Annotated in this window: 20 protein-coding genes and 1 pseudogene; 15 read left to right on the forward strand and 6 right to left on the reverse strand. The window is 56.5% G+C overall.

Translation table 11 applies throughout. The features are described 5' to 3' along the window. Nucleotides 1-26: 26 nt before the first annotated feature. Together R6258_RS05625 and R6258_RS05630 are read right to left on the reverse strand one after the other, a co-directional pair. Nucleotides 27-1193: a hypothetical protein gene (locus tag R6258_RS05625; RefSeq protein WP_318448452.1), complete on the reverse strand. Its 1167-nt coding sequence runs from the start codon at nt 1191-1193 to the stop codon at nt 27-29. Between the two features lie 304 nt (nt 1194-1497). After that, the gene (locus tag R6258_RS05630; RefSeq protein ID WP_318448454.1) at nt 1498-2184 is read right to left on the reverse strand and encodes an inovirus-type Gp2 protein; all 687 of its coding nucleotides are present in this window, start codon (nt 2182-2184) and stop codon (nt 1498-1500) included. A gap of 634 nt (nt 2185-2818) precedes the next feature. Between R6258_RS05630 and R6258_RS05635 the strand changes: the two genes are divergently transcribed. From R6258_RS05635 to R6258_RS05700, 14 genes and pseudogenes are all read left to right on the forward strand, one after another. After that, nucleotides 2819-3148 carry a hypothetical protein gene (locus tag R6258_RS05635; protein ID WP_318448456.1) on the forward strand — a complete coding sequence of 110 codons (330 nt, stop codon included), beginning with the start codon at nt 2819-2821 and terminating at the stop codon, nt 3146-3148. Between the two features lie 119 nt (nt 3149-3267). Beyond that, the gene (locus tag R6258_RS05640) at nt 3268-4236 is read left to right on the forward strand and encodes a DUF932 domain-containing protein (RefSeq protein ID WP_318448458.1); all 969 of its coding nucleotides are present in this window, start codon (nt 3268-3270) and stop codon (nt 4234-4236) included. Nucleotides 4237-4318: 82 nt separating this feature from the next. Next, nucleotides 4319-4504 (forward strand): hypothetical protein, encoded by a 186-nt coding sequence (locus R6258_RS05645; protein ID WP_318448461.1) that lies wholly within the window; start codon nt 4319-4321, stop codon nt 4502-4504. A gap of 13 nt (nt 4505-4517) precedes the next feature. Further along, complete coding sequence (locus R6258_RS05650) at nt 4518-5252, forward strand: ERF family protein (RefSeq protein WP_318448463.1); 735 nt, start codon at nt 4518-4520, stop codon at nt 5250-5252. A 62-nt stretch (nt 5253-5314) separates the two neighbouring features. After that, complete coding sequence (locus R6258_RS05655; RefSeq protein ID WP_318448465.1) at nt 5315-5926, forward strand: lambda exonuclease family protein; 612 nt, start codon at nt 5315-5317, stop codon at nt 5924-5926. Between the two features lie 10 nt (nt 5927-5936). Next, nucleotides 5937-6351 (forward strand): annotated as a pseudogene (locus tag R6258_RS05660) (JAB domain-containing protein). 200 nt (nt 6352-6551) lie between these two features. Continuing rightward, nucleotides 6552-6746 (forward strand): ribbon-helix-helix protein, CopG family, encoded by a 195-nt coding sequence (locus R6258_RS05665; protein ID WP_318448466.1) that lies wholly within the window; start codon nt 6552-6554, stop codon nt 6744-6746. A gap of 40 nt (nt 6747-6786) precedes the next feature. Continuing rightward, nucleotides 6787-9522 (forward strand): DUF499 domain-containing protein, encoded by a 2736-nt coding sequence (locus R6258_RS05670; protein ID WP_318448468.1) that lies wholly within the window; start codon nt 6787-6789, stop codon nt 9520-9522. Further along, nucleotides 9519-10511 (forward strand): hypothetical protein, encoded by a 993-nt coding sequence (locus R6258_RS05675; protein WP_318448470.1) that lies wholly within the window; start codon nt 9519-9521, stop codon nt 10509-10511. Before R6258_RS05670 ends, R6258_RS05675 begins: the two co-directional genes overlap by 4 nt. 2 nt (nt 10512-10513) lie before the next feature. Next, nucleotides 10514-13798 carry a hypothetical protein gene (locus R6258_RS05680; protein ID WP_318448472.1) on the forward strand — a complete coding sequence of 1095 codons (3285 nt, stop codon included), beginning with the start codon at nt 10514-10516 and terminating at the stop codon, nt 13796-13798. Continuing rightward, nucleotides 13798-14319, forward strand: coding sequence for a hypothetical protein (locus R6258_RS05685; protein ID WP_318448474.1), 522 nt, complete (start codon nt 13798-13800; stop codon nt 14317-14319). The genes R6258_RS05680 and R6258_RS05685 overlap by 1 nt, the downstream gene beginning before the upstream one ends. A gap of 13 nt (nt 14320-14332) precedes the next feature. After that, nucleotides 14333-17095 carry a DEAD/DEAH box helicase gene (locus R6258_RS05690; RefSeq protein WP_318448476.1) on the forward strand — a complete coding sequence of 921 codons (2763 nt, stop codon included), beginning with the start codon at nt 14333-14335 and terminating at the stop codon, nt 17093-17095. Between the two features lie 93 nt (nt 17096-17188). Further along, nucleotides 17189-17557 carry a ComEA family DNA-binding protein gene (locus R6258_RS05695; RefSeq protein WP_318448478.1) on the forward strand — a complete coding sequence of 123 codons (369 nt, stop codon included), beginning with the start codon at nt 17189-17191 and terminating at the stop codon, nt 17555-17557. A 293-nt stretch (nt 17558-17850) separates the two neighbouring features. Continuing rightward, nucleotides 17851-20010, forward strand: a complete 2160-nt coding sequence (locus tag R6258_RS05700) for a competence protein CoiA family protein (RefSeq protein ID WP_318448480.1) — start codon at nt 17851-17853, stop codon at nt 20008-20010. A 265-nt stretch (nt 20011-20275) separates the two neighbouring features. Here the strand turns inward: R6258_RS05700 and R6258_RS05705 are convergent, their stop codons facing one another. Continuing rightward, a complete protein-coding gene (locus R6258_RS05705; RefSeq protein ID WP_318448482.1) occupies nt 20276-21322 on the reverse strand; it encodes a hypothetical protein in 1047 nt (348 codons plus the stop codon). A 164-nt stretch (nt 21323-21486) separates the two neighbouring features. Continuing rightward, nucleotides 21487-21837 carry a phage virion morphogenesis protein gene (locus tag R6258_RS05710; protein WP_318448484.1) on the reverse strand — a complete coding sequence of 117 codons (351 nt, stop codon included), beginning with the start codon at nt 21835-21837 and terminating at the stop codon, nt 21487-21489. Between the two features lie 224 nt (nt 21838-22061). On the opposite strand from R6258_RS05710, the gene R6258_RS05715 reads away from it, so the two are divergent. Beyond that, nucleotides 22062-22256 carry a hypothetical protein gene (locus R6258_RS05715; RefSeq protein WP_318448486.1) on the forward strand — a complete coding sequence of 65 codons (195 nt, stop codon included), beginning with the start codon at nt 22062-22064 and terminating at the stop codon, nt 22254-22256. A gap of 759 nt (nt 22257-23015) precedes the next feature. Here R6258_RS05715 and R6258_RS05720 read toward each other — a convergent pair. Next, nucleotides 23016-23981 carry a putative zinc-binding metallopeptidase gene (locus R6258_RS05720; RefSeq protein WP_318448488.1) on the reverse strand — a complete coding sequence of 322 codons (966 nt, stop codon included), beginning with the start codon at nt 23979-23981 and terminating at the stop codon, nt 23016-23018. A 450-nt stretch (nt 23982-24431) separates the two neighbouring features. Beyond that, nucleotides 24432-25778, reverse strand: a complete 1347-nt coding sequence (gene nhaA / locus R6258_RS05725; protein ID WP_318448490.1) for a Na+/H+ antiporter NhaA — start codon at nt 25776-25778, stop codon at nt 24432-24434. Nucleotides 25779-25807: the final 29 nt, after the last annotated feature.

Raw genomic sequence — 25807 nt, forward strand, 5'->3', positions numbered from 1 at the left:
GGTCCGTGATGCTCCAGAAGGTGGTCTCATGACTCAGCCGAGTCGCTCTTCTCTTCGGCCATAGTAGAGCGGGGCACGACTTTCTTGCGCCACGGCCCACTGCCGCGGCCTTGACTGCGTGGTCGGTGACGCTTCTCATTAGTTTCCCTCGAGGGTGCATAATCGCCAAAGTAATCGAGAGTCGCCAAGTAATCCAGCAGGCGTTGTAATTGGTTCATCTCCCTGGTGTTGTCGCGGTGGACCTCGCCGACTTGAGAGGCTGATGTCGCCGCAGGCACACTACTTGACACTTGAGCCAGGCGTTCGCGCTCAGTCGATTGGGTCAGGGCAACCCCTTGTTTACGGGTGATTTGCCCGATCCAATGCTGTGCGACGGCGTTGGCTATGTGATCGGCGCTCTCGTCGCAGTATGCGGGGTCGAGTAATAACACCATACTCAATCGCAATCCGCTCCGTGGGTGGTGAAAAATCCGCCATAGGTAGCCTACGGTACCGATGCAGATCCGATTTTTCTTCTTCCGCAGTCGTTTTACCAGCATCTGACACTGCGAATGCAGCGTGTCGTAGGCATCCTCACTGAAGTCCTCTAAGGGCATGCTGGCAAGCATTAGGTGCACGACCTGTAGGCAAGCATATTCCTGGAAAAGACCGTTGATCCACTCGACACGGCCGCGGTGCGCCTTGCGCTCTCGACGCTGGGCATTGGCCTGTGTTTGGAAAAAGGCGTCGCTTAGGCAGTGCTCCCGAAGGGCATGCATTAACGCCACTGGGGTCGTATGAGCCTGACGCTGATTGAACTCACGGAGCGCACCGGGATACCCGGTGAGCCGGATCGAATCGGAATAACTATCTAGCGTATCGAGCGTCTGTTTGAGCTGCTCAATCAGTTTGACGCGGGGTGATTCGGCATAGCCTCGGCAGGGGAGGGTCGGCGCCAGGGAGGGCGCTGATACTGGCATGGAGGTAATAGCTGCCTCGGCGTCATTGGGGGAGCCACAGATCGCATTGAAGTCCGCCTCATCGAGATCGACCCATGCCTGAATCTGCCGCGATAGGTTTTCTAGCGCCTGGCAATCTCGATAGTGGGATTCGAACCGCCTGGGCTGTTTGCCCGGCTGTAGGTCCAGATCCCAGGCGCGTAGACGTTCACCGGCAGTCGTATTGCGAAGGGATCGGGTCGTCAACGGAAACATGGGCATGAGCCTGCGGCCGGGAAATCGGCGATGGGTCGTTTGATTCGGCCACCGGCCGATTGACAAAGGGGACTGCGAGAGAGCTATTTTACTAAAAATGGTTCCTTTTTTCGATATTTAGTTCCCTTTTCGAAAGTTACGGCATGTCGTGCTGACGTCGTTCATCGGCGGGACCCGCTCGATCAATGGTGACGGCCACGGCCATCACCCCTTGGAAATGTGAGTGTGATCGGCCAGGCCTTACGTTGGTTGACCAGCGCTTTAACGGGGTGACAGTGGCAAGGCCACCGCCTGCCACACTGTTTCAGATCTCGCTGGTCAACAGCCCCCGGTAGCGATCACCGAACTGCTTGGTATCCCGTTTGCAAAGGTAACTCGCACGACGAAACGCATCGTCCAGATTCGCCTGGCCGCTCTCTCGAGTCAGAAAGTAATAACTCAGCTTGGAGTGGCGATTTCCGGTTTTGACGCGGGTTACGGCCTCCACAAGTTCGATGCGTAAAGCACTGGCCCAAGCCTCAGCAACCATCCAGAACAGATTGATACCTTCGTAGTCGATGGTGCCCACCGTACGATAGACATGTCCGTTGACCAGCAGCACGACGTGATAGTGAGTCCGTCCATTGCCACTCATCTCTCGGGCGATGACATAGCGCACCGGGCACTTGTGCGGGCTCCCTTTACGTTTGAGATCGGCCCTTACTTTGCTCTTAGCCGAAGCAATGAAGCGGACAATGGGACCGTTGCTCTCGATGTCTTCCGGCAAGGTAATCCCATGAGGCAGGGTCAAGGTGAAACAGCAAACGATGACTTTGGAGTGGACCTCCAATGCGCGTTCAAAGACCTCGTAGGTTCGGTGAAGATACTCGACGACCAGCGGCCCCCGTGCCGTGAGCACCGGCAGATCGATCCCCGCTTTAGGCGAGAAGAACGGCTGCCAGTGCAGGGTGTGATTACTATTGGCAGTAGAGCGCTTGGGTGGAAGTTTCATAGGACAGCTCCTGACAGCGGAAGGATTCGCTGAGCCTTACTCGGCTCAATGGAAGCTGACACAACGCGAGAACGTGATGATGAAGTGCGCGATAGGGCAGCGGTCCCCCCATCGCCTTGGGAGACGGCTCCTGACTCTGCAGAGAGGGGCCGCCTCTCATGAGTTTCCTTGAGGATCTGAGCTGTCTGAAACCACAGTGGATAATCTCAGAGGGCTTGGGTATGTGCTCAGTCAGTGACTTAGCCTTGCAGTCACTGATCAATGATTAGATATATCTATATTAACGATATCCTAAATGCCCTGGCGGATAGGTGCGGAGCTGGGCCGGTCTTTCGATGATCGAATCCTCAGTCAAACCGAACGGGCAAGCCACCACGAGGAACTCTCACGTTAAACGAATCGTGTCATTCCATGGCGCCACTCGGTAAGGAAATACACATCGGTGGATGTGGGATGTGAGCAGGCGCCGCACAGTGCTATGAAAATACGGCGGGTAGGTTGAGCCGCCGTATCCCTACGTCCCCCTGGCATGCGTTACGGGCCGATTAAAAAAACTTTCAGCTACGTATTACCTCCCTGAAGTCGGAAAGCAATGGCTTCTTCGACGCATCATTTCCGCAATCAGGAGGTCAGCATGATGATCACGTGTCCGAGCTGTGGCTCGCTGCGCACGCGTCCCTTGCATCGGGGACGCAAGACCGGGGCCGGCATCGGCATGGCAGCGGGTTCTGCCGGTGGAGTTGCTGGGGCCCTGAGCGGGGCCGAGACTGGGGCCTTGGTCAGTGCCTGGGCCGGGCCGGTCGGTCTGGCCCTCGGTAGCCTCACCGGTGCCGTCTTCGGCGGTCTGGTAGGCGGCACGGCGGGCGGGATCACCGGCGCCCGGTTGGGTAACGAGCTCGACGCCCGGGTGCTCGACAACCATGAGTGTCTGGCCTGCCACCATACCTTTCGATCCACTCGGTAACTTCCGAGCGCTTCTCGCGCTAGCCCGCTTTTCCCGCGATTTCTCTTCCAATATCCCGAGGCCTCTCCGGCTGCGGGCTCTTTATGCCGTATTCATTGCTAATAAACAGGAGATATCCCATGGCTCATCAGATCGAAAGCATCGCCTACGTCGGCGACACCCCCTGGCATGGTCTGGGACAGCAGCTTGCGCCGCATCAGCCACTGGAGGTCTGGCAACGCCAGGCCGGCATGGACTGGCAAATTGAAGAGGCCCCGGTGCGCTTCATCGCCGATTCGGCGTCTCACCTGGGCAGCATCCATTCCTTCCCCGAGCAGAAGGTACTCTATCGTTCCGACACCCAGGCTCCGCTGTCAGTGGTTTCCCAGCGTTACAAGGTCGTGCAGCCGGAGGAGGTGCTGGAGTTTTACCGCGATCTCACCGAATACGCCGGCTACGAACTGGAGACGGCCGGGGTGCTCAAGGGCGGACGCAAGTTCTGGGCCTTGGCACGCAGCGGCCTGAGCACCTCGCTCAAGGGCCAGGATGCCGTCAACGGCTACTTGCTGCTGGCCACGTCCTGCGATGGCTCGCTGGCGACCGTGGCCACACCCACCACCGTTCGCGTGGTCTGCAACAACACCCTGACCATCGCCGTCGACGGCATGAGCCAGGGCGTGAAGGTCCCGCACAACACGGCGTTCGACGCTCAACGGGTCAAGCAGCAGTTGGGGATCTCGGTCTCCCAGTGGGACGACTTCATGCATCGCCTGAAGACCCTGGCCGAGCGCAAGGTCAGCCGTGACGAGGCCAAGGCGTACTTCCAGACGGTGATCTGCAATGTCGAGGCGCCGCTGGACGATCCCTCGAAGCTACCCAACTACCGCGCCCTAAACCGGGTGCAGAAGCTCTATCAGGGCGAAGGTCGGGGCGCGGAGCTGTGTACCGCCAAGGACACGGCCTGGGGACTGCTCAACGCCGTGACCGAATACGTCGACCACGAGAAGCGTGCCCGCAGCAACGACTACCGGATGGACTCCGCGTGGTTCGGCCAGGGCGCCAATCTCAAGGACAAGGCGCTCGAGTCGGCCCTCGCGCTCGTCGCGTGATCATGCCCTTTCCCACAGCTCCTCCCTTCACGACATAACGCCCGGCCAAATCTGGTCGGGCTTTTTTATGGAGATCCCTTTTATGCAACACCGACTGTCCATCGGGCTCTGCCAATCGCTGACCCGGCTAACTCGGCAATTGCTCGAAGCCGAGCAACAGCACGCCCAGACCCACGTCCTGGCCAAGGGCCAGATCTACCGCGTCACCGTCGAACTGTCCCCGGTTCCTGCCGAGGCGCTCCGGGACGTGATCAACACGTATCAGTAGCGAGGAAATTGCCATGTCTAGCCAAACCCCACAGACCCGTACCGATGCCACCGTGGTCACTGCGGCCAACGAGAGTACCGCGATCATTCAGGTCATCGAGCGCGCGGCACTCAACCCGGACGTCGACATCACAAAAATGGAGCGATTGCTACAGCTTCAAGAAAGAGTCCTCGATCGCCAGGCACTGATGGCCTACAGCGCCGCCATGGCGGCGATGCAGACCGAGTTGCCGAGCATCGCCGAGCGCGGCCAGGGCAACAACGGTCACTACGCCACCCTGGAGGATATCGTCGACACGGTACGCCCCATCCTGCAGTGCCATGGTTTCGCGGTGAGCTTCCGTATTCAGACCCAGGAACGCGGCATACAGATCACCGGCGTGCTGATGCATCGAGAAGGCCATCGCGAGGAGACCAGCATGTTGCTGCCGGCCGATGGCAGCGGCAACAAGAACGCCGTGCAGGCCTTCGGTTCCTCGACCAGCTACGGCAAGCGCTACGTGCTCTGTGCCTTGCTCAACATCACCACCCGGGGCCAGGACGACAACGGCCAGGCGGCTGCCCTAGTCAAGCTCGTCACGCCCTTCCAGGCCGGACAAGTCAAGCAGCTGATTGCGGCCTGCCCACCGGCCACCCAGGAATGGTTCATCGGCAAGTACGCCAGCGCCGAGCAGGTCCCCCGCAGCGACTTCGACAAGCTGCGGGCCTCGCTCCAGAAGCGGGCGCAGCCCAATCAGCAACGTCACTGAGCCGGCGGCGGGGGAAGCTCCCTCGCCGTCTATGCCGTATTCCCACTCATGAGGAGACCGCCATGCAGATTTTGACACTGGAGCAAGGCACCCCCGAATGGCATGCCGCACGGCTAGGCATCGTCACTATGTCCGAGCTCAAGACCTTGCTGGTCAAGGGCAAGGGGTCCGGCAGTTTCGGTACCGGTGCTCTGAGCTACATGAACCAGCTGATCGGCGAGCGCATCACCGGTGAGCCCTCTGATGCCTTCCAGGGCAACGCCCATACCCAGCGGGGCCACGAACTGGAGCCGGTGGCTCGCGAGCTCTACAGCGAAGCGACAGGAAACACCCAGCTAAAGCAGGTCGGGATCATCCTCAACCACGGTGCGGGGTACTCGCCGGATAGCCTGGTAGACAGCGATGGGCTTATCGAAGTCAAGACCAAGCTGCCCAAGTACCAGATCGAGCTGCTGCTGGCAGGCGAACTGCCCCAGGAGCATATCGCTCAGTGCCAGGGTGGCCTGTGGGTCAGCGAACGGGAGTGGATCGACTTCGTCAGCTACTGGCCGGGGATGCCGTTGTTCGTTAAACGCGCCTACCGGGACGAGACACTGATACGCACCATCGCCGAGCGGGTCGAGGCGTTTTACGAGGAACTGGAGCAGCGCATGGCCATGGTCATGGCCGCTTGAGGAGATACCCATGAACCATCGCAAGCTGAGTGCCGGCGAAGTGGCCGGTACCTACCACATTACCGCTCCGGTCACCGAAGCGGAGCTATTGAGCATCACCAATGCATTCGCTCGTCGACGACTGGCCAGGGGGCGCAAGATCAGCCAACCAGCATCGGTGATCTGCTTCGAGGAGCTGTTCCTCAGCACCATCGACTCGCAAGTGTCTACCCCCGTGAAGTGGTCATGCGGGCCTTGGCCTGCAACGCCGCTGTGGTGATCCTGGTGCACAACCACCCCTCGGGCAATCCGGACCCCAGCGATTCCGACCGACGCATTACCCATCGACTCAAGGAAGCGCTGGGACTGGTGGAGGTCAGAGTCATCGACCACGTCGTAGTGGGCAGTGAGAGTGTTCGTCCTTTGCGGAGCTGGGGCATCTATGAGCGCGTGTGAACGACGCTTGTGCCGCCCATATGGCGGTACAGGCGACCTATGAATTTTTTTTTGCACACGTAGATGAAGGCGTAGGGCGGACCGTCCCATCCAAGCCTACATACCAAAGACAGAGAAAAATTTTCTTGGGTGAGGAAAGGGGATGCAGTAAATTGCAGTACATCTGCAGTCATCCCATGGGGGGAAGGCCATGGCCACCACTAAGACAGCAACCGTGACGTTCCGCATAGATCCCGGTGTGAAGGAAGCACTACGCACCGCCGCCGCTCGTGAGCACCGTTCTATTGCCAACATGATAGAGGTGCTCATTCGTGACTATTGCAAAAAAAACGGTGTAGCAGTCCCAGGTTCGGATGCAAACACCGAACGCACGGATGGCAAGTAAGAATGATTGAGGGGATAGCAGGGGAATTTTGGAGAAAATTATGCTTGGATTAACCCTTCGCGATGAGTTCAAAGGGCGTAGATTAAAGGGAACGGCCATTGAGCTTACAAATAAAAATAATACAGGCGCAACGCAGGTTTCAGCGTCCGATTTTCTGCGCATCACCTACCCATCCCGTGATCTGTTGAAGGCAATTGAGGCTGTTGGCCCCGATCAAGGGCGTCCTATCACCTTGAAAGGCGAACGTGGGCTAGGTAAGTCACATTTAATGGCGGTGCTGTACCATACGTTTACCGATCATTCAGCAACGCAAGACTGGCTGAATAGCTGGTCGCACACCCTGGGTGACGCCAAGATGGGGCAGCTGCCATTGCGTGGCGGCATGCATGTCATCAGCGAAAGCCTGCACAGGCAGCGCTACAAGTTTCTGTGGGATCTGGTATTCGATAACCACCCCAATGGCAACTACTGCCGCGGAAAGTGGGAGGCGCTCGACGAGAAAAAGCCGGATGTGCCAAGCGATGAGATATTGCTGGAATTGTTCAAGCACACACCGACGGCACTGGTTTTGGACGAGTTCCAGACCTGGTACGACGGCCTGACCAATACGAAACAGTATCCATGGCGAACTTGGGCCTTCAATTTCATACAGGTGCTTTCCGAGATCGCCATGGAGTACCCGGAGTACCTGGTACTGGTGGTTTCCGTGCGAAACGGTAATACCGATGCCTTCCAGCAGATTCAACGGGTAAACCCGGTCATCGTCGATTTTAAGGGACCGTCGGCAAAAACAGATCGCTTGCGTCTGTTGCTGCATCGATTGTTCGAGAATCGCATTCAGGTGGATGCTTCGGCCATTCAGGATCTGGTTGAAACACACGTCAGTGAGTACTTTCGCCTGAAAAATATCCCTCCTGCGGAGCAGGAAAGGATGCGTGAGGAGTTTATTGAGGCCTGGCCGTATGCGCCTCACCTGATGGACCTGCTGGAAGATCAGGTACTGATTGCTACCAGCGCGCAAGGCACGCGTGACCTGATCCGTATTCTGGCAGACCTATTCAAGCGAAACGGTGAGAAACAGCCGATTTTGACCGCAGCGGATTTCCGTCTTGACGATGAACACAGCGGCATCACGGCACTGCTGGACTCGGTGGCGAATCAGCACCATGCGAAACTGCGCGAGAAAGCGCTTCGCAATCTCGAAGCGGTCAGCGACGCCATCGCCGGAAGCGGCCACAACCTTCCTCACCTTGAAGAGATTATCGGAGCCCTATGGCTGCGCTCTCTGGCCGAGGTCAACCAAGCGGGTGCGGACCGAGACACCCTTCATGTCGATGTGACCCGAGACAAACCGGTTGATGATAATTCCTTTCAGGTGGAACTGACTACCATTGTCGAAAACAGCTTCAACATCCACGAAGACGGTAACCGGTTCATCTTCAGGGAAGAGGAAAACCCCCAGGCCAAGCTCATTGCCAGTGCACGCAACGATAAGCTATTCCAAGACGATGAGGACCGTTGGCACCTCGCTAAGGAAACACGCTATGTCCTCGAAGGCGGCGGGGACGTAGAGCTACCCTACCGGGTCATCGTCCTGCCCCAGGCGTGGAAGAGTAGCCCGTGGGAGAAGCTGGACGAAAGTGAGGGACCCACCAACTGGGGAAACCGCCTTCCCATCGTTGTACTACCAGAGTCACCAGCCAATATCGAGGCAACACTAGGTGAATGGCTGCGGGACAACATGCAAAGCGCCCGAAATGTTGTTCGCTTTCTGCTCCCCAGAGATGGATCAAGTAATCTTTTCCTGGACCGCGATCTTCTGGTGCTGGCCCGCTGTGTTTATCTTGCAGAGCGCTGGAAGAAAGAGAACCCGGAATATGGCCGTCTGCAAACCAAATACCAGAAGGAAATCCGCGACATCCTCAAGTCGCGCTTTGATCGCTTTGCCATTATTGCAAACTGGAACTACCAGAAACCCAAGAATTGTCGCTTTTTCATCGAAAGCCATAAGGCTGAAGGTGCCCGGATTCCCGATGCCATTGACAAGAGCATCCGCGAGAACCTCTTCATCCCGGAGGATTTTGATGCCTTCATCCTGGCGGCCGCGCCAAACAACGAGCCCATCAGTAAACTGCTAAGGGAGCTGAGGGAGCCCCGCCCAGGCGGTGAAGACTGCATTCCCTGGCTTGGCGAAACGTTAGTAAAAGAGCGAATTGTTCGTTTATGCGCTCGCGGCGATATCGCGCTTAATTTGCGGGGCATGGAGTACCTCCAAGCCCACGATGGTGAGGAGGAGGAGGCTGCGTTCAAACGCATGCGTGGCAAACTCGGTACTGGCAAACATTTGGAAGAAACCCATGTACTGCTTCCACAGAATGTACCGGCCACGGGCGGTGTGACCCAGCCGGGCAGCGAACAACCTGTGTCGCCTGCTCCTGGTGGCACAGTGCCCCCGGGCCAACCGACTGACGGGCCAGGAGGCGTCAAAGGGTCACCGCAGCCTGGTACACCGGGGGAGTCGGGCACCCCAGAGCCACCTGCTCCCGGTGGCATTTTTGGTGGCAGTGGCAGCTTTACGTCGCTATCCGCTCCGGCAACGTCGTCGCTGAACCTGCTTGGCAAAGTCGAGCAATGGGGAATCGGCACCGGAACACAACTTCACGGGCTGACGCTTCGGGTGGATCAATTGACAGGCGCGCAACTACAAGAGTTGATCCGCAAATTGCCAGATGGCATGACCTACGCGCTGGACCTAGAGAAAGAGGGGGGACAATGACTCTGCCGCTCCAACTGGTACAGACGCTGCAAAATGCTGAGCCGAAAGAGGCCTGGGCAGCCATTTTTGATTACTCCTGGGAGATTTGCTCGCAGAGCCTCGACCAGGGGCCAGCTGTGGCGGAAGTCTTGAGTCGCGATCGTAGCTTGGCGGATCTGGATCACTATCTTGCGACTGCGGGGTGGGACCTGTGGTCTCACTTTGAACAGGCTGCTCCCCGTACCTCGCAGGAGCTGGCGGCCTGGTGGGCCAGTCATTCGCCCGGTAGAGCCATCCTGATTTTAGATGCCTTCTCAATGCGTGAGGTGCCATGGATTCTGCACCAGGCGGAGGCGCGGGGCTTTTCCGTGCATCAGGCCCGTTCCACTGGATCTGAGCTACCCCCCGATACCACGCCCTTCGCTAAAGCCCTGGGTTTTGGCCAGCGTTCTGCGCTCGGAAACAACGGAGCGCGCAGCGCTCGTTTTCCAGGTGCCCGTACAGAATCGGTGGACATCGCGTGGTCGGATTGTGCAGCACTGATCGGTTCGGAGCCCGACTGGATTTTCTGGCACCACTGGCCGGATCACCGTCTGCACGATCATGACGACCCTGGCAAGGGACTGCAAACACTGACCAAGGAGGTGGCAAAACACCTTGCCGGAGATGCCTTTTGGTCACTGGTTGGACGGCTGGCGACCGGTCGCCGTCTCATCATCACGGCAGATCACGGTTATGCCGCCAGTGGGCAGTTCATCGACAGCAATGGCGAGCAATCGGACTACCTCAAGGGGCACTACAAGAGCGGCCGGAGCATTCCCGGTGATGCTCCGGCCGGTGATTGGGTGCCGCCGATTGATATGGCCATCGATAGCGAACACGGACGCCACCTATACGTCAACGGCCGCCGTAAATGGAAGAGCCAGGGCGGTTACCCCACACTCGCCCACGGTGGGCTGAGTGTTCTTGAGGTGACCGTACCCTTTATCGAACTGAGCAGGCAGAAATAAGCATGGCAAATGATCAGCCCTGGAAAGCCAGTGGAATGAACAAGGCGGACTGGTTGGCCGAGGAGGTCGCCAACGCGGTCGGCGCAGGCAATGCCTGGGAGTGTGAGACCGTCGATTTCTCCGACCCCAACCGGCCACCGACTTGTGTCGAGGTCGATTTCCCGATTATTCCGATTAATCAGATTGCAGCCATCGAAGGTAATGCCGGCAAGCCCATATACCAGATGTCTAAATGGTGGGCGCGCCGGCGCAGCAGTGTGTTTCGGTCGCTGTTGCTGGCGTCCGCCATTAAGGCCCCGGATGATCCGGCAGAAGCCGCAAAATTAGTCTGGGATGCCTACTACGGAAACCATCAGAAAAAGGGTGCTTTCAAGCATTTGAAGGTGGCGGACATCTTCATGGGTGGCGGCACCACCGTCGTGGAAGGTTCGCGCCTCGGCATGCAGATGGTCGGTAACGAGCTCAACCCAGTAGCCTGGTTTGTGGTGAAGAACGAGCTGGCCCCTGTGAACAAGGCTGAGGTTGAGGCTCTTCTGGCGGAGATCGAGGCCGAGGTCAAGCCGCAGATCATGCCCTTCTACGCCTGCGATTGTCCGCGGGGCCACAGCGGACAGTGGACGCAGGTCAGCACTGGCAAGGTCATGGGGGATGATTTCGACCCCTTGACGCTGCCGCCGCATGAGCGCACGGATTATCACTATCACGGCCCGGAGATCATTTACTCTTTCTGGGCCAAGCACGGCCCCTGTCAGGTCACTGGATGCGGCCATCGTACGCCGATCATGAACAACCCGGTGATGGCCGTGAAAGCCCTCTCCGTAAAGGCTTGGGCACGCACTTGCAAGCATTGTGGTGAACACTACGATCTAGAAGAGCGCGATGCCCGCATGGCACCCGGCGTTTCGTTGGTAGTTGCCGACACGGAAAGGCCCTTCGCCGTTGCCCGGCTAAACGAGCACAGCGGTGAGCCTGACAGCGCCGAATGTCCCTGCTGCGGACAGATCGAGTCATTCGGCAAGCTGGGCAAAGGCAAACGCAAAAAAGTAGAGCTTTCGCTACTGGTTCACCCAGAATGGTTGGCTGGCGAGACGTCCAAGGATGAGCAGGGGCGTCCCTTCGACGGCAGTGTCGAAGATCCGGTGGAGGATACTGTGCGCTGGAACCAGATCAGGGCGCAGACCTGCAAGCTGATCGAGGTGCGTGGCAAACTGCCAGAAACCATTGCCTGTCCAGATACTGAAGCTGTAATACACACTGGAACACAAGGGGGAACTACTCCAAAGCCTGGTTTTTTTGTCTGCGGAGAATGTGGAACTAGCCAGAGAATCGTTAAAGCGGTCGAAGAAACTGGGAAACTAGCACCTGTGGCAAGCTATGCAATTCACGGTCACTGTCCGGAGTGTTGCAGGCAAGGTGAAGCGTATGGTGGTAGATTCTTTAAGGCATTGTCAGACTCAAAGTCTATAGGAAAAGCTACTGAAGAGTGGGAGCATCTTAAGGAAGGAGAACTCGCAGAATTCTGGCCACGTAGTGGATTGCCCTTTGGGCACATGACCCACCAGCGTCAACCTTTACCACAACACGGCTATTCGCATTGGTGGAAGATGTTCAACCCACGCCAACTGCTTGTTCTATCTCTGCTTCTGAAAGCGATCAATACTGGTGGAAAGCATTCAGATGCAGTTCGAGACTTCATGCTTGGGGCATTTCAGCAGTATCTGAGAAACCAGAATATGTTCTGCTTTTGGGATGTAAGTAGAGACTGCTTAGCTCCCCATATGAGTAACGCTAATTTTCATCCCAAGAACAATGTCGTAGAAAACAGCGTTTTTTCTGAGTTGGGCCGAGGCAACTGGCAGAGCCAGTACGGAAGCCTCGCGTCAGCCGTGGATTGGATTAAGGCTCCATGGGAGCTGACACATAACGAGCGATTGAAAGAAGAAACGGGTGTTGTTTCAACTCATATCAATGGAAAAAGTACCAAGATTGAGTGTGGGGACCCGGTACGGGAAGCAGAGGTACACTGCGCCTCGTCAACTGATCTCACCATGCTGGAAACAGGCAGTTATGACCTGGTTGTAACTGATCCGCCCTTCGGGGGCCTGCTGCATTATTCCGAGCTCTCCGACTTTTTCTATGTCTGGTTGCGATTGGCATTGAAGGGTCGCTACCCAGACTATTTCGGACCGGAGTACACTCCCAAGACGCTAGAGGCGGTGGCGAACCGAGCACGGCACCCGGGACGGGATGAAGAAACCGGTTTAGAGAACGCCGATCGGTTTTACCAGCGCCTGCTCACCGAATGTTGGCGCGAAGCGGGCCGGGTTCTCAAGCCGGGCGGGCTGCTGAGTTTTACCTTCCATCACAGTGAGGATGCGCCTTGGGTGTCTGTGCTCGAATCGCTGTTCGATGCCGGTTTCTACCTGGAGGCCACCTACCCCATCCGCAGCGATGAAACCAAGGGCTCGGGCGAGTTTGGCTCCCGCAAGATCGAATACGACATCATTCATGTCTGTCGCAAGCGCATCGAGGATCCTAAGCCGATTTCTTGGGCAAAATTGCGGCGCCAGGTGCTGCGTGATGTGCGGGACCTGCAAAACTTGCTGGAACATCACCAGGAAGAAGGCCTGCCGGAGGCCGATGTGCAGGTGATTCGGCGCGGCAAGGCGCTGGAGTATTTCTCCCGCCACTATGGTCAGGTCTACAAGGACCAGGACACGTCGATGACGGTATTAGAGGCCTTGCTGGGCATCAACCAGTTGCTTGATGAGGAGTCCGGTGGCATTAAGGAGCCGCCACCGCATAATGCAGAGCCCTTCACGCGTATGTTGCTGCGTCTGTTCGATGGCATCAATCAGTTGCCCCGAGACCAACTACAGAAATTCCTGCGCGGGACGGGCATTGGTCCCTCGGACTTTGCAAGCCGGGGTTGGGTGTACGAAAAGAAGAAAATCTTTCATCTCACCTCACCGTTGGACCTGGCCCAAGGCTGGATCGGTCGGCATCGGCGCGGTATGCAGAGCGATTACGAGCAGGCGATGTTCCTTATCGGCGCCTGCTTTGAAGGCAGTGGCATCAATGCCAGCGAAACCCTGAATAACGAAAACTTCAAACCCCATCCGGCTTTGGGTGCGATTCTGACCTGGTTCAAGACCCGTGGTGCGGATTCGCCGACCCGGAACGCGGCTTCGACCGCCGCGTCGCTCTACCAATCCTGGGAGACACGCAACCAGGCCCAGGTGAAGCAGCTCAACTTATTTGAGCGTATGGGTGAAGAGGAGGATTGATGGTCAGAACACGCTTCAATCAAGGCTGGCCTCGGCGCGGCATTGCGTTGCTTTGGGATGCCGGGATTCTGTCCGGCCTGAATACACCGGACGAGGTGGTGTCGCTGCATCACTTCTTTGCCATGGCCGACGACTGGCCGGATGATTTGCCCGCCGCGGATGGCGATGCCCTGGTGGTAGCGGGGCTGGAAGGATGCTTGGATGTCCTGGATGGAGAGGATGCCAGGTGTTGGTTGGAAATCGATCTGAAAGAGGCCTTGCTGTCCTTCCAGGACTTCTACCAGGGGCAGGCCGGCTTGATCTTCTGGATGCCTAGTGGTCGGAACCGCATCAGCATGAAGGGAGCTAGCGAATCCTACTACTGGCGGCACAGGCCTTCCGGGCAGGAGGGATTGCCTATTGGGCGTCTGCTGTTTTCTGGTGCTGAAAATGAGGTGGAGCGCCTACTAAATACGGATGACCCGCACGCTGACTATGACGGCAAACACTGGGCGGGATTGCACCACCCGCGGATTAGCTAGGGAGATACGATCCATGGCCGAGCCCAGCTTCCAACCGGGCCAGCGTGTATTACATGCCGAGTTCGGCGAAGGTGTGGTGGTACAGCTCACTGCCAATGGCTATGTGCGTGCCTTTTTTCCGAGTGGTGAGCGGCAGGTTTTCGGTGAGTCACTGCAGCTGGTCACGAGCCGTGCCGAACAGATTATTGCCCAAGTGGCTGGTGATGCGGTTCGCCTGCGTACGGCTTGGCTGCATGTCGAGGCGCATGCGCTGCCGCTGATGGAGAACGCGGCGGCGCTGACGTCCGCACGCATTGACCTGTTGCCCCACCAGGTGGTGCTGACGCACCAGGTTGCAACCGCCTTGCCCCGACGTTTTCTGGTAGCCGATGAGGTGGGATTAGGAAAAACCATCGAAACTGCCTTGATTCTGCGTGAGCTGGCAAGCCGTGGTGAACTGGAGCGTGCTTTGATGGTGGTGCCGGCTGGGCTGGTCAACAACTGGCATCGGGAGCTTAACGAGGTTTTCAACCTGGATTTTGAGGTGTTCGGCTCGGAAGGCGATGTGACTGACCGTCGAAGCAACGCCTTTGACAAGCACAACCGTTTGATTGCCAGCGTCGACACCTTGAAGCGGCGAGCACGAATCAACCGTTTGAAGGAAGCGCCGCCCTGGGACCTGGTGGTGTTCGATGAGGCGCATCACCTCTCGGCCTACAGGAACGGCAAGAAGGTGCGCAAGACCGAGAATTACAAGCTTGCTGAAGTCCTGCGCGACCATGCCCGCGATTTGATTCTGCTCTCGGCCACACCACACCAGGGGGATCACTTTCGCTTTTGGATGCTGATCCAGTTGCTCAACCCGACGCTGTTCAAGAGCCCCGAGGAGATGGTGGACGCGCGTCACCGCCTCAATGAATTGGTCTATCGGCGCACCAAAGCCGATGCCTGCACTGCGGACGGTTCTTCGCTATTCGCGCGACGCTGGGTGCATACGGAATCCTTCACCATGAGCCCGGCGGAAAAGGCGTTTTACGCCAAGCTGCGGGAGTACCTGATCGACGGTTTTGACCTTGCCAAGCAGCAGGGCAACCAGGGCCGAGCCCTAGGGTTCGTGATGACCATCTTTCAGAAGATTGCCGCCTCCAGCTTTGCGGCGGTTCGCAGCACCTTGCTTCGTCGCCAGTTGGCCCTGACCATTCATGAAGCCATTCTTAAAGATGAGTCGCTGGACATTGACGGGCACCATGCCCTAATGGAAGAGGCTCGCCAGTTGATCCACCAGCAAAACAGCCTGGCCGATGACGCCGTGAGCCGGGGCGAGGTGGATCGTATCCTCGCAGACCTCAAGCTCCGCTTGATTCGCAAGCTCGATGAAGAACGCCTGTCGGCTGTGGCTTCGTCTGACTCTGCCGAGGAAGTGACCGCGGAAGGGGAGGATGTGGTGACAACGGCGGTTGAGCTGTCGTTGCCGGAAGAAAGGTTGCGCATCTCGGATTTGCTCAAGGTGTTCCCACAAGAGAGGGAAACTAAGGCCGATAAATTGTTACGAGGTCTGGGTGCCTTGTGGGAGCAAAATACGTACGAGAAAATCGTCATTTTTGCGACCTACTTAGCGACGGTTGATTTGCTAGCTAGGGAGATTGAAGCCTCTTACCCAGGACAGGGCGTAGTGGTGCTTCGCGGTGGTGACCATGGCTCGAAATTGGCGGCAGAAAGGCGCTTTCGTAAAGCCGATGGCCCGCGCGTTTTGATCTGCACCGCGGCGGGCCGGGAGGGGATCAACCTGCAATTCAGCCGGGTGCTGTTCAATTTTGATCTGCCTTGGAATCCGATGGACGTCGAGCAACGAATCGGACGCATCCATCGTTATGGACAAAAGGATACCGCTCAGGTTTACAACCTGGTGCTCTCCGACACGATTGAGGGGCGCATATTCCTGATGCTGACCGACAAGCTCCAGGAAATCGCACGTACCCTGGGCAAGGTAGATGCCCAGGGGAATGTAGCCGAGGATTTGCGAGGCCAGATTCTCGGGCAGCTTACCGATCGCCTGAGCTACGACCAGCTTTACCGGGAAGCGCTGTCCGATCCTGAATTGAAGCGAACGCACCAGGAACTGGAAGCGGCAATGAACAATGCCAGGGAGGCGCGCAAGGTAGTCTTCGAGCTGTTTCAGGACCTGGATCGTTTCAGTCTTGATGATTACAAGCCGCTTGCGAATATTGATGAAAGTAAGTCACGCATTATGGAGTTCGTGAGGGCTGCCGTAGAGTACAACGGGGGAAGTGTTCGACCAGTCGATGGGCTTCGCTTTGAGATGGCACTGGATTCGGGATCAGCGCCGATTGTTTACACGCTGGATCGCGACCTCGCGCAGCAGCATGAGAAGCTTGAACTGATCGGTATAGACCACCCGCTTGTTGATCGACTTATAAATCGATGGCGTTCAGCGGAACCGTCCTTTCTAGGTGCCTCGGCTTCTTTGGGTGTCGATCAACCGGTTGCGCTTAGTATCTGGTTGGTACATTCCTTCGGTGCCAAACAAGATATTGGCTCCCACATGATTCCCATCGCTGTTGGTCGAGATGGTAAACGAGCACCAAACGTAGAGAAACAGTATCGTGATTGTTTTAAGGCCCCGCCCGGTAGGCCCCAATTTCAACCTAATGAACGAGCTGCTCTGCTGTATGAGCATATCGAGCCCACATTGCAACGAGAATTAAAGCATCGTGGAATTGCTAGCCCTGACAAAGGCTATTCTACAAACCTTTTGGTCTGGATAGATGTAAATTGAAAATCGAATCGATCCCCAGCTTAGCCCGGCGCTGCCGTCAGAAAGGCGGATTATAGTCGCCCGAACGAAGGCCTCTATCCTGCTGAGCGTGCAATGCCAATCTCGCTCGCTCACCCCAGGGAGCCGCTGGATGACGAGGTGAAAATCTCCACCGCAAGAGACTTCGTCTCGGAGCATGCGCCACTTTATTTGACCACGGGCGATGCGACCCCCGCGTTTGGCAAAACGAACGATCCAGTGACCGTAATCAACTTATCTGACAGGGACGACAGACACTGCATTGATTCTAATACGACGCCGGCGAGCGAGTTGGATCGGCTCCCCAACGTCGGTCCGGCCCGTGCTCAAGAAATTATCGATGGTCGATCCTGGCAGAGCGTGGAAGAGCTCACACGCATTCGGGGAATCGGTAAAGGACGGATGACCAATATCCGCAGTAGTGGATTGTTATGCGGCGCCTGAGAGGAGAGGCATTAGTGGTTCGTCACCCCCTAACGTTTGCTAGAACCACGTCGGAACGTGTTCAGGCCTAGGACGTAATACTAACCAATTAACAGTTTGAGATATCGCGTTGATCACTTCTGGGGTGGTCGGCCTTGGTATGCGAATGCTCTACGGAGCATGAGCGTGTCTGCCCAAGCGCAAACTGACAAGCGGGGGGCGCCCTAGCTCTTTGGGAATGAGGCGCTTATCAGTGCGGCAATATCGACAAGCCGATAGAAGCATTCAACTTTGGATAAGGGCAAGCTTCTTGGATGGACACCGCAGACGCAAATCACAACGATACGCCAATTTTTGAGCCGCTGAGCACGTCAGATCCATTGCTAGCCCCGCCACCATCGGAGACCGGCAAGATCCCATATGGCCTTCGTGATGGTGTGGTCGTGCACATCAGTGAATTGACAATCGCCGAACGAGGGAACAAATGCAGCTGTCTCTGCCCTGGATGCAATGGGAAATTACAAGCCAGGATGGGCCCCGTATACGCGCACCACTTTGCTCACGTCCAGGAAAGTCATTGCACGACCGCCGCGGAGACCGGCATTCACCTCAAGGCCAAGGAGTTGATAGCCTCGCATGGCTGGGTCAAGTTGCCGGGCCTCACCGTGACTGTCGGCAAGGAGTTCTCCGACAGCGCCTTTAAGGACGGGCGGTGCGAGAGGAGGGATCTGGTAAAAAGCGGGACTGTCATTGAATTCGATAATGTCCTCGTCGAACAGTATCGAAGCGGCATTACACCCGACGTTATCGGGACGCTTTCAGAGACTGAGCTTTTCATCGAAATACGGGTCACGCACGAGGTCGACGAACGCAAGCGAGAGCGGATCGAACAGCTCAATGTCTCGACCATCGAAATCGACCTTTCAGGGCTGGATCGCATGGCCTCGCCTGTTGATATCGAAGAGGCACTATCGATCACGGCCAACGCTCAGTGGATCTACCATCGGCATGAACAAAGCCTGCGAGCCCAGATGGCGCAGCGGGTGGAGGAAAATGAGCGGATCTACCAGGAGCAACTACAAGCCGCCCGTGAAGCCGAAATGCAGCAACGGGCCAGGCGTGAACAGGGCAAGGATCGATTCAAGCAACGCCTTAGCGCCGTGTACCAGGCCCTTGAAGGGCGCCTCAGTGCCGACGCCCCAATCAATCTGCCACCCGTCATGAAGCAATGGTTGCCAGAAGGCCTGCCCGGCGACTATGGACAGGGGCTCACTGTCTCCGCCTACGATAAGGAGTGGATGGTCTACGCCAGCAAAATGCTTCCCGTGGGTGAAACCGATCGGTTCGCTATCGCCTGGGACTGTCATAATCCCTCTAAGCCGGAGCCCTACCACCTTCGGGAACTGTACAGGATAGCCGGCGCATTCTGCGTACTGGATATATCTGCGCTATTGAAGGGCGGCTCGCGCACGCACTGGCAGGATGACGAGCTGGATGCGTTCTTGGCTGGGCCAAGGGCAAGGCATGATCGTTGGTACAAGTATCCGGAATCGATACGCCGGCACCAAATAGCTTTTAACCAGGCTCAGCAGCGCGAAGCGCTGAAAGCACAAAAGGCCACGGACGAGAAGAATGTCCGTGAAAGGGCTGAGCAACAGGCTCGCGATGAAGCCGAACGAGCTGCCATGTGGCGTGAGCACGAGCAGGCCCAGGCCGAAAGGCGCACAATAGAAATGAGCCGTCACGCGGAGCAACGAGACAGGAAGTTGTACCGTGAGCTGCAACGCCTGGCGGCGCACTTGGACGCGGGCAGAAAGCTGCTCGAGGACATCGAGAAGCACCAGCGGAAAATCCAGATCTCGCGGGAGGCGCTCGGTGTCGCAGCGCCGCAACGTTGGCACCCGGTCAAGGAGCTTTCTGCCAGTTACCCACGACTCGCAGGTTCGGACTTCGACTGGATCACTGGGCAATGGCAATGCCTGGCGAGACCCTACCCCTATGAATGGGTCTTTTCGATCCATCCCGATTGCCTGAAGGTCGCTGTCCTGGATACGTTTCTCGCAGCGGCCAGTAAGGATCAGGACCTTGCTGATGCCGATGTACGGAACGACCTCCAGAAGATTCTGGCCGAACGGCTACGACAAACGAGCCAGCCAGGATCAAAGGCGAAAGGATACTCATCGCACTACTACCGAATGGAGCGATGGGTCAAGACTGCTGGGGACCATGCACGGCATATCAATGCGCTTATAGACCAGACCAGTAGTGGCCAGCCTCTACCCGACTCGATCTGGGCCGAACAGGCAGACCAGTCTCTCGAGGAAGTGCTCAGTTTGATTTCACAAAGCGCAGGGATATCGGCCGGTGAGAGGGAAGGGGAAAGCTACAATCCATGGCAGCCAGCCGTGATGCGCCGATTTTGCGAGACGCTTCTCCAAGACCTGAGATCGTTGAGACACCCGGCCCAGTCATGAGAACACGCAGACCTGGACTGAATAGCTGAGCGCTGGTGGCATCGAGATGCCAGGGCCCCTCATCCTCCATGGAGCCGCGCTGCGCATCGAAGGTGCCGGCGGGGATCAGACGCAACTTGGCGGCGTCGGTGCGCACCGCGAGTGCGCAGACCGCTACCAGAGGCTGATTGGCTTCCGCACTGCAGGCGGCGATGGGATGGAGCGAAGTTGTCGTAGTCATGAGCCCAGCTGGGGCGCACGAGGGTAAGACGGGATTTAAAGAGTTTTAGGAATTTTCGGGAGGCGGCAGCTGGTTTTGGTCGTCAGATTCTATGGCAAGGGGTTCTGCACCGATCACGATCGCCTTACGGATATCGTCACCCACAACCCTGGCATTGATCGACAAGTGTACTGGCTTCTTAGCCCACTCGGCTTCGCGGATGGCGGCTTTATAGCGGTTGTTGAGCGTTTCATCCTGCACGGTCGCTATGAACTCGTCGCCGTCAGCTTCACTCCGCACACGGATCTTGAAGACATCGATCTGGGAAGCATCTACCGCCTTGACGCGATAAGCGCCATCAAGCCTTAACTCCTTCGCTTCGCGACGGGCATTCTTGGTCAGTTCCTGAGCGGTTTCACCCTCGATCGTGAGGCCGCCAATAGATGCTTCGTCGGCTTTGCGCACCGATCTGACCAAACTGTTCTGAGCGTCACTTGCAAATTCTCGAATATTGGCAGCTCTAGGCTCGTCAAGCGTGGCGTCAGCCAGGATTTGCATGCGCCGCACGTCGAGTTCGTCAGAGTACTGTTGTGCTTTCAACTCAGCGATGCGCTCCTCCGATTGCAGCTCTGCTATGCGGACTTGGCGCCTTTCCTCAAGATAAGACCTGGTCATGCTGGCGCCGAAGTAGCCGACAGCCACGATCAGAGCGATGGTTACGAGACTTTTTGGAGTCACTTTGTCACCTATCCTGTCAACGAGGCGTTCCATGAGCGCCTGGACGTCGATCGTGAAACGAGAACAGCCTTCTTCAACCTTGATGTAAAGCTCCAGGGCTTCCTTCTCTTCCCTGGTCAGCTTGTTGATATTGACCGAGTTATAGCGTGCCAGCGCAAAGGTGCGGTAAATGGCCGTCTGGAACTCTATGAACCCCTTCATGATGCTTGGGGTTATCGTGCCCTGATATCGATCGCCTCGGACGATGATCTCTAACTGCGGCCACCCGTCGAAGTGGATTTCAACATTCTCGGGCAGTGCCCCGGTGGAAGCCATATGAAGTATGTCATAAGCCTCCTGCTCGGATCGGATGACGATCTCATAGTTATTTGCCACTGAGCCCCCTACGCGGTAATGGCATTTTTACTTAACCTTGCAGGAGGTAACTGTAAGTATCGTCACTCAGCAGATCAATTGAACTTTCGGTCTCAGTGCGCGCACACCTCCTCAACGTCTTGTCTATACCCGATTAAGCTCCGTTTAAAAGCCACCAAGCGCGTTCAAACACGGCAAGGGGGCCTTAGTGGCCGGAAACACTCAGAACGGCTTACAGGGGCGTACTCCATCGAGCTGCCCCATTCGAGCTCATCACCGATCACGGCATAGTGGATCTCGCTGGTTAGCCGGCGGGTCTCGCCGATCAGTGGGACGCTGCCACCCTTGAGCGCCTGGGTGACCGATGAATTATCGGGCCACTCGCTGCCGTCAGGCGTTTGCTTGTCGACGAAGCGCTGCTTGGTGGACTCGAAGAAGTACTCGCCGAGCTCGCGCAATGGATCGTTCAGGTTCTGGCTGCGCTGTAGCCGCTGGTTCAGCGCGTCGAGCACGCACCGTCGACTTTCTTCAGCCAACAGTTGCCTCCCTCTGCATAGAGCTTTTGCAGCAGCAGTGTCTGCCTCTCGCGCAGGACCTCGTATACTACGGTCCAGGTGGCGCCCTCGCTCTCCCAGCGTCACCCGGGCGCGCTGCTTCATGAACGCTGGCGGCACCCCCGAGCCGGTTTTTGAGCAGGTGGGGCCTCAGAGCCACATTCACGATGACTGCCACTACAAGCTACTCGTCAAGGAGTCAGGCCATGACACAACTGGCACCCGATACCCAGGAGATGCTCGACAGCCTCCGCACCGCAGTGGCCGACATCTTGGAGCGCAAGCGGCGCCTCGGCCAGTACGCCGTGATCTGGCAGGACGGTAAACCTGTGCTGATAGGGGATGATGCACCGCCACAACAGGCGGGTGAGCAGTATAGCCAGGACCAGGAGTGGTACTGATAGTGCGTAGGTGAGGCCAACCAGTATCCAGAAACTCGACACCGGAAATGATTTCAAGGGACTGGTATCCTATCGTTAGGTGTTGGCTCGCTCCCGGCATGTCGCATGAGGCGGTTCAGTGCCTGCGGTAACTCGGCTATCGGATCAGACGCTTCGAGGATGGTTATTCGGAGTGGAAAGCGGCTGGCTTGCCTGTGATGTGACCTCGTTACCTTCCAAGGCTATACCGAATATCCAGATAACGGCTCACCATGACTAGACTCGGGTAGCCTAACAGAACCAGCCCGGTCATTTAGCTTGCTACCAGCCTAAGCCCTAAGCTCGCGTAGCTGCGCCACTAGTCGTGCAAAAGCAATTCTGGTTGCGGGTTGGTTGCTGATTGCTGGAAAAGAGTGTGGCTGGTGTAAATGTTGGAATCTCCTAGCTGATTGAATTTTAAGGATAACCGCACTGCAGGCGCGATCCTTAAATTAGCAAAATTGCACTCTTAATCTCTTGGTCGCAGGTTCGAGTCCTGCTGGGCCCACCATTAAAATCAATAGCTTGTCAGAAATTTCGCCAGTCGAGCACTCTTTGAAGACTTGGTCGTCGCGTCGAACTCTTGAACGTTTTCCACCAATTCCAGAGCGTCTAAATCGCCTAAGCCATAGCCGGTGCGCTTGCAGTTGGGCGAAGCTCGCTGGGGCTTAGCCAGACGCCATCATAGCTCGATGCCCCACGCCGCTCTTCTCATCTGGACGGTTCGAGCGGCCCTGAAACTCAGCGCCCCTGAGCACCCCGGCGCAACCAGCCATGCACAAAGGCGAGCTTGCGACGCGAGATGTCCGACAGCACAAAGGGGTAGAGATCCGATAGCCCCATGGAGCGGTTGACGTTATTGATCCCCACGGCCAGTGAGGCAGCGACATAGATCAGGCGATCGGCATCGGGTTCCGAATACGGGTCCCAGCTTGGGCTCGGCAATTGGGGCGATGACAGTTCCGCCGCAACGAAGCTATCGGCGATATCGGTCAGGTGCAGTAGATGCGCCGTGGTCTCGGCCCAGTCCTCGTGAGGATGGGCAGAAGCGTAAGTGGTCAGGAAGTGTTGCTCCCAATCGGGAGGCGGGCCGTCATGATAGTGATGCTGGAGTGCGGTCGGGTAATCCGCGCGCTCGTCGCCGAACATGGCACGAAAAGCATCGAGAAAATCAGCGCGCAAACTGAGCCGCCACCAAATCATGTGGGCTATTTCATGACGCATATGGCCGATCATGGTTCGGTAGGGCTCATCCAACGCCTGACGACGGGTAGTTCGCAGGACCGGGTCCGCCTCGGCCACGCTGATAGTCACTACGCCCTCGACATGGCCCATGGGTACCGGAGTCGGCCCTTCGGCGAGCATGTGAAAAAGAGGACGCACGCCCGGGTCTTCCGGCCGGAACCAGTTCCAACGGCCCAGGTTATCGAGCACCCAGCGCTTGGCAGCCTCGGTCTGCGCCCAGTTGGGAATGGCATTAGGGATTTGGGGGTCCGGGGCTAGCGCGGTCATGGCACAGGCCTGGCAAAAGGCGCCCTGTTCCGGGGCGATCCAGTTACAGCCGATCACCTCACGATTGGCGCAAAAAGGTGGCATGGGCAGGAAGGCGCGCGCCTGCGGGTCGTAAGCTATGGGGGTGCCATCGGCTGTGGCAAGATTGTCGAACCATAGTGAGCCCGAACCGACGGGATTGGAAAAAACGCGCATGATAAAGATTTCCGTGACAGGGGCCAAAAGGATTATAAGTAATAATAGCGACTCTCCCCGTTAAAGCGAGCGCCAAACCTATTATCAATTCCGAGGCAAAACGAAGGAAGTGCATAGAAAAGCCCGAACACCAGAAAGGCCTGGGCCGGGCTCTACTACTGCGTATCCTTACTTGCTTCCACGAGCGTCCTGCTCGTGCATCCTTGGCATCCTCAAGCTATCCGTGCTCGGTCTTCCTACACAAAGCGTCCTGTGCTCTGCGGTATAGCTATTGTCACATGCATTCATGGCTATAGATATGGTTGAGCTATATATATTTCATGTGCACTGCGGGTGATTATATATTGCTAATTATTTTGTATTGCTCGCCTAATCCAAGTTTTCAGATCTTGTCATGTCAGTGCTAGAAAAAGTTTTTTGATTGTCTGGTCTAGAGGCGAGCCGGAGCATTTAATCACTCGCGCCAGGCGGCTTCTTTCTCGCATGCAACCAGGTGAGCAGTAAGACTCCCGCCATGGCGGAAAAAGCAGATGCAATAAAAATCCCTAGCTTAGCGCTACTTGCGAGACTCTCATCGAAAGCCAGGCTTGTAATAAATAATGCCATTGTAAATCCGATCCCAGCAAGCAGGCTGCCGCCTGCGATCAAACCCCAGGTAAGCTCAGGTGGGCGAGTTGCGATGTGCAAGCGCACAGCTAGCCAGCTTAAAAATAGAATCCCGATGGGCTTTCCGAGAACGAATCCTGAAAATACCGCCACAGTTACCGAGTTGCTAAAGTCGCCAAATGCGAATGGAAATCCGGCATTGGCAAACGCAAAAAGTGGCATGATGAAAAAGCCGACCCAAGGGTGTAGCGCAATCTCAAGACGCTCTACGGGGGACAATGATTCGCGTGCAGCAATCGCAGCTACCTGTAATGTAATCCTGTCCTGAGTATCCCTGCTGCTCTCTCTACTGGTTGGATGAGAAACGACCTGGCCCAAGATGGCATAGAGTCGTTTATCGTTGACCCACCGGCGTGCAGGTGTCATCAAACCGAGTATGACTCCAGTGATAGTGGGATGGATTCCTGAGGCATCAATAGCCAGCCATATCGTTGTCCCAACAAGAAAGTAGAGAGGAAATCCTCGTAGGCCGAGCATTGTCATAGCCCGTATTGTCAGTAATCCAAGCAAAGCAAGAGACAGTGAATCCCAACTAATATTGTTACTGTATCCGATGGCAACCACCATAATCGCGCCGATATCATCGATAATCGCTAGAGATAGCATGAATAAGCGTAAGCTTTGTGGGATACGTGTCCCCAATAGGGCCAGACAACCGATCACAAAAGCGGTATCTGTCGCCATGACCGTGCCCCAACCGTGTTGGCCGGGTTGCCCCGCTTGCAATGCCAAATAGATTAAAGGAGGGATGGCCATGCCGCCCAACGCGGCGATTATGGGTAAAGCAGCCACACGCGGTTTTCTTAATTCACCAAGAATCAATTCTCGTTTGAGTTCCAATGCTACCAGAAAGAAAAACAGCGTCATCAAGGCATCATTGATCCACTCCCGTATTGAACGGGAGGACTCTAGCGGTCCAATGTGAAGTCCAATCGATATTTCCCATATTCTTTCAAAATGAAGGGCCCACGGCGAGTTTGATAAAGCAAGAGCTACTATGGTGAATAAAAGTAAAAGCCCGCCCCCAGCCGACTCGATCTTCAAAAAGCTCGAGAAAGGCTTTGCAATTCGGTCTATATACCCCTTGGGTAGTGGTGACAACCCCAGCTCATTTTTTTCTTGCTTCACCATCAGGCTGCACCTTTATTACAAAGTTATGT

It is taken from the genome of Halomonas sp. HP20-15 (assembly GCF_033446685.1).
In the GTDB taxonomy this organism is placed as follows: Bacteria; Pseudomonadota; Gammaproteobacteria; order Pseudomonadales; family Halomonadaceae; genus Modicisalibacter.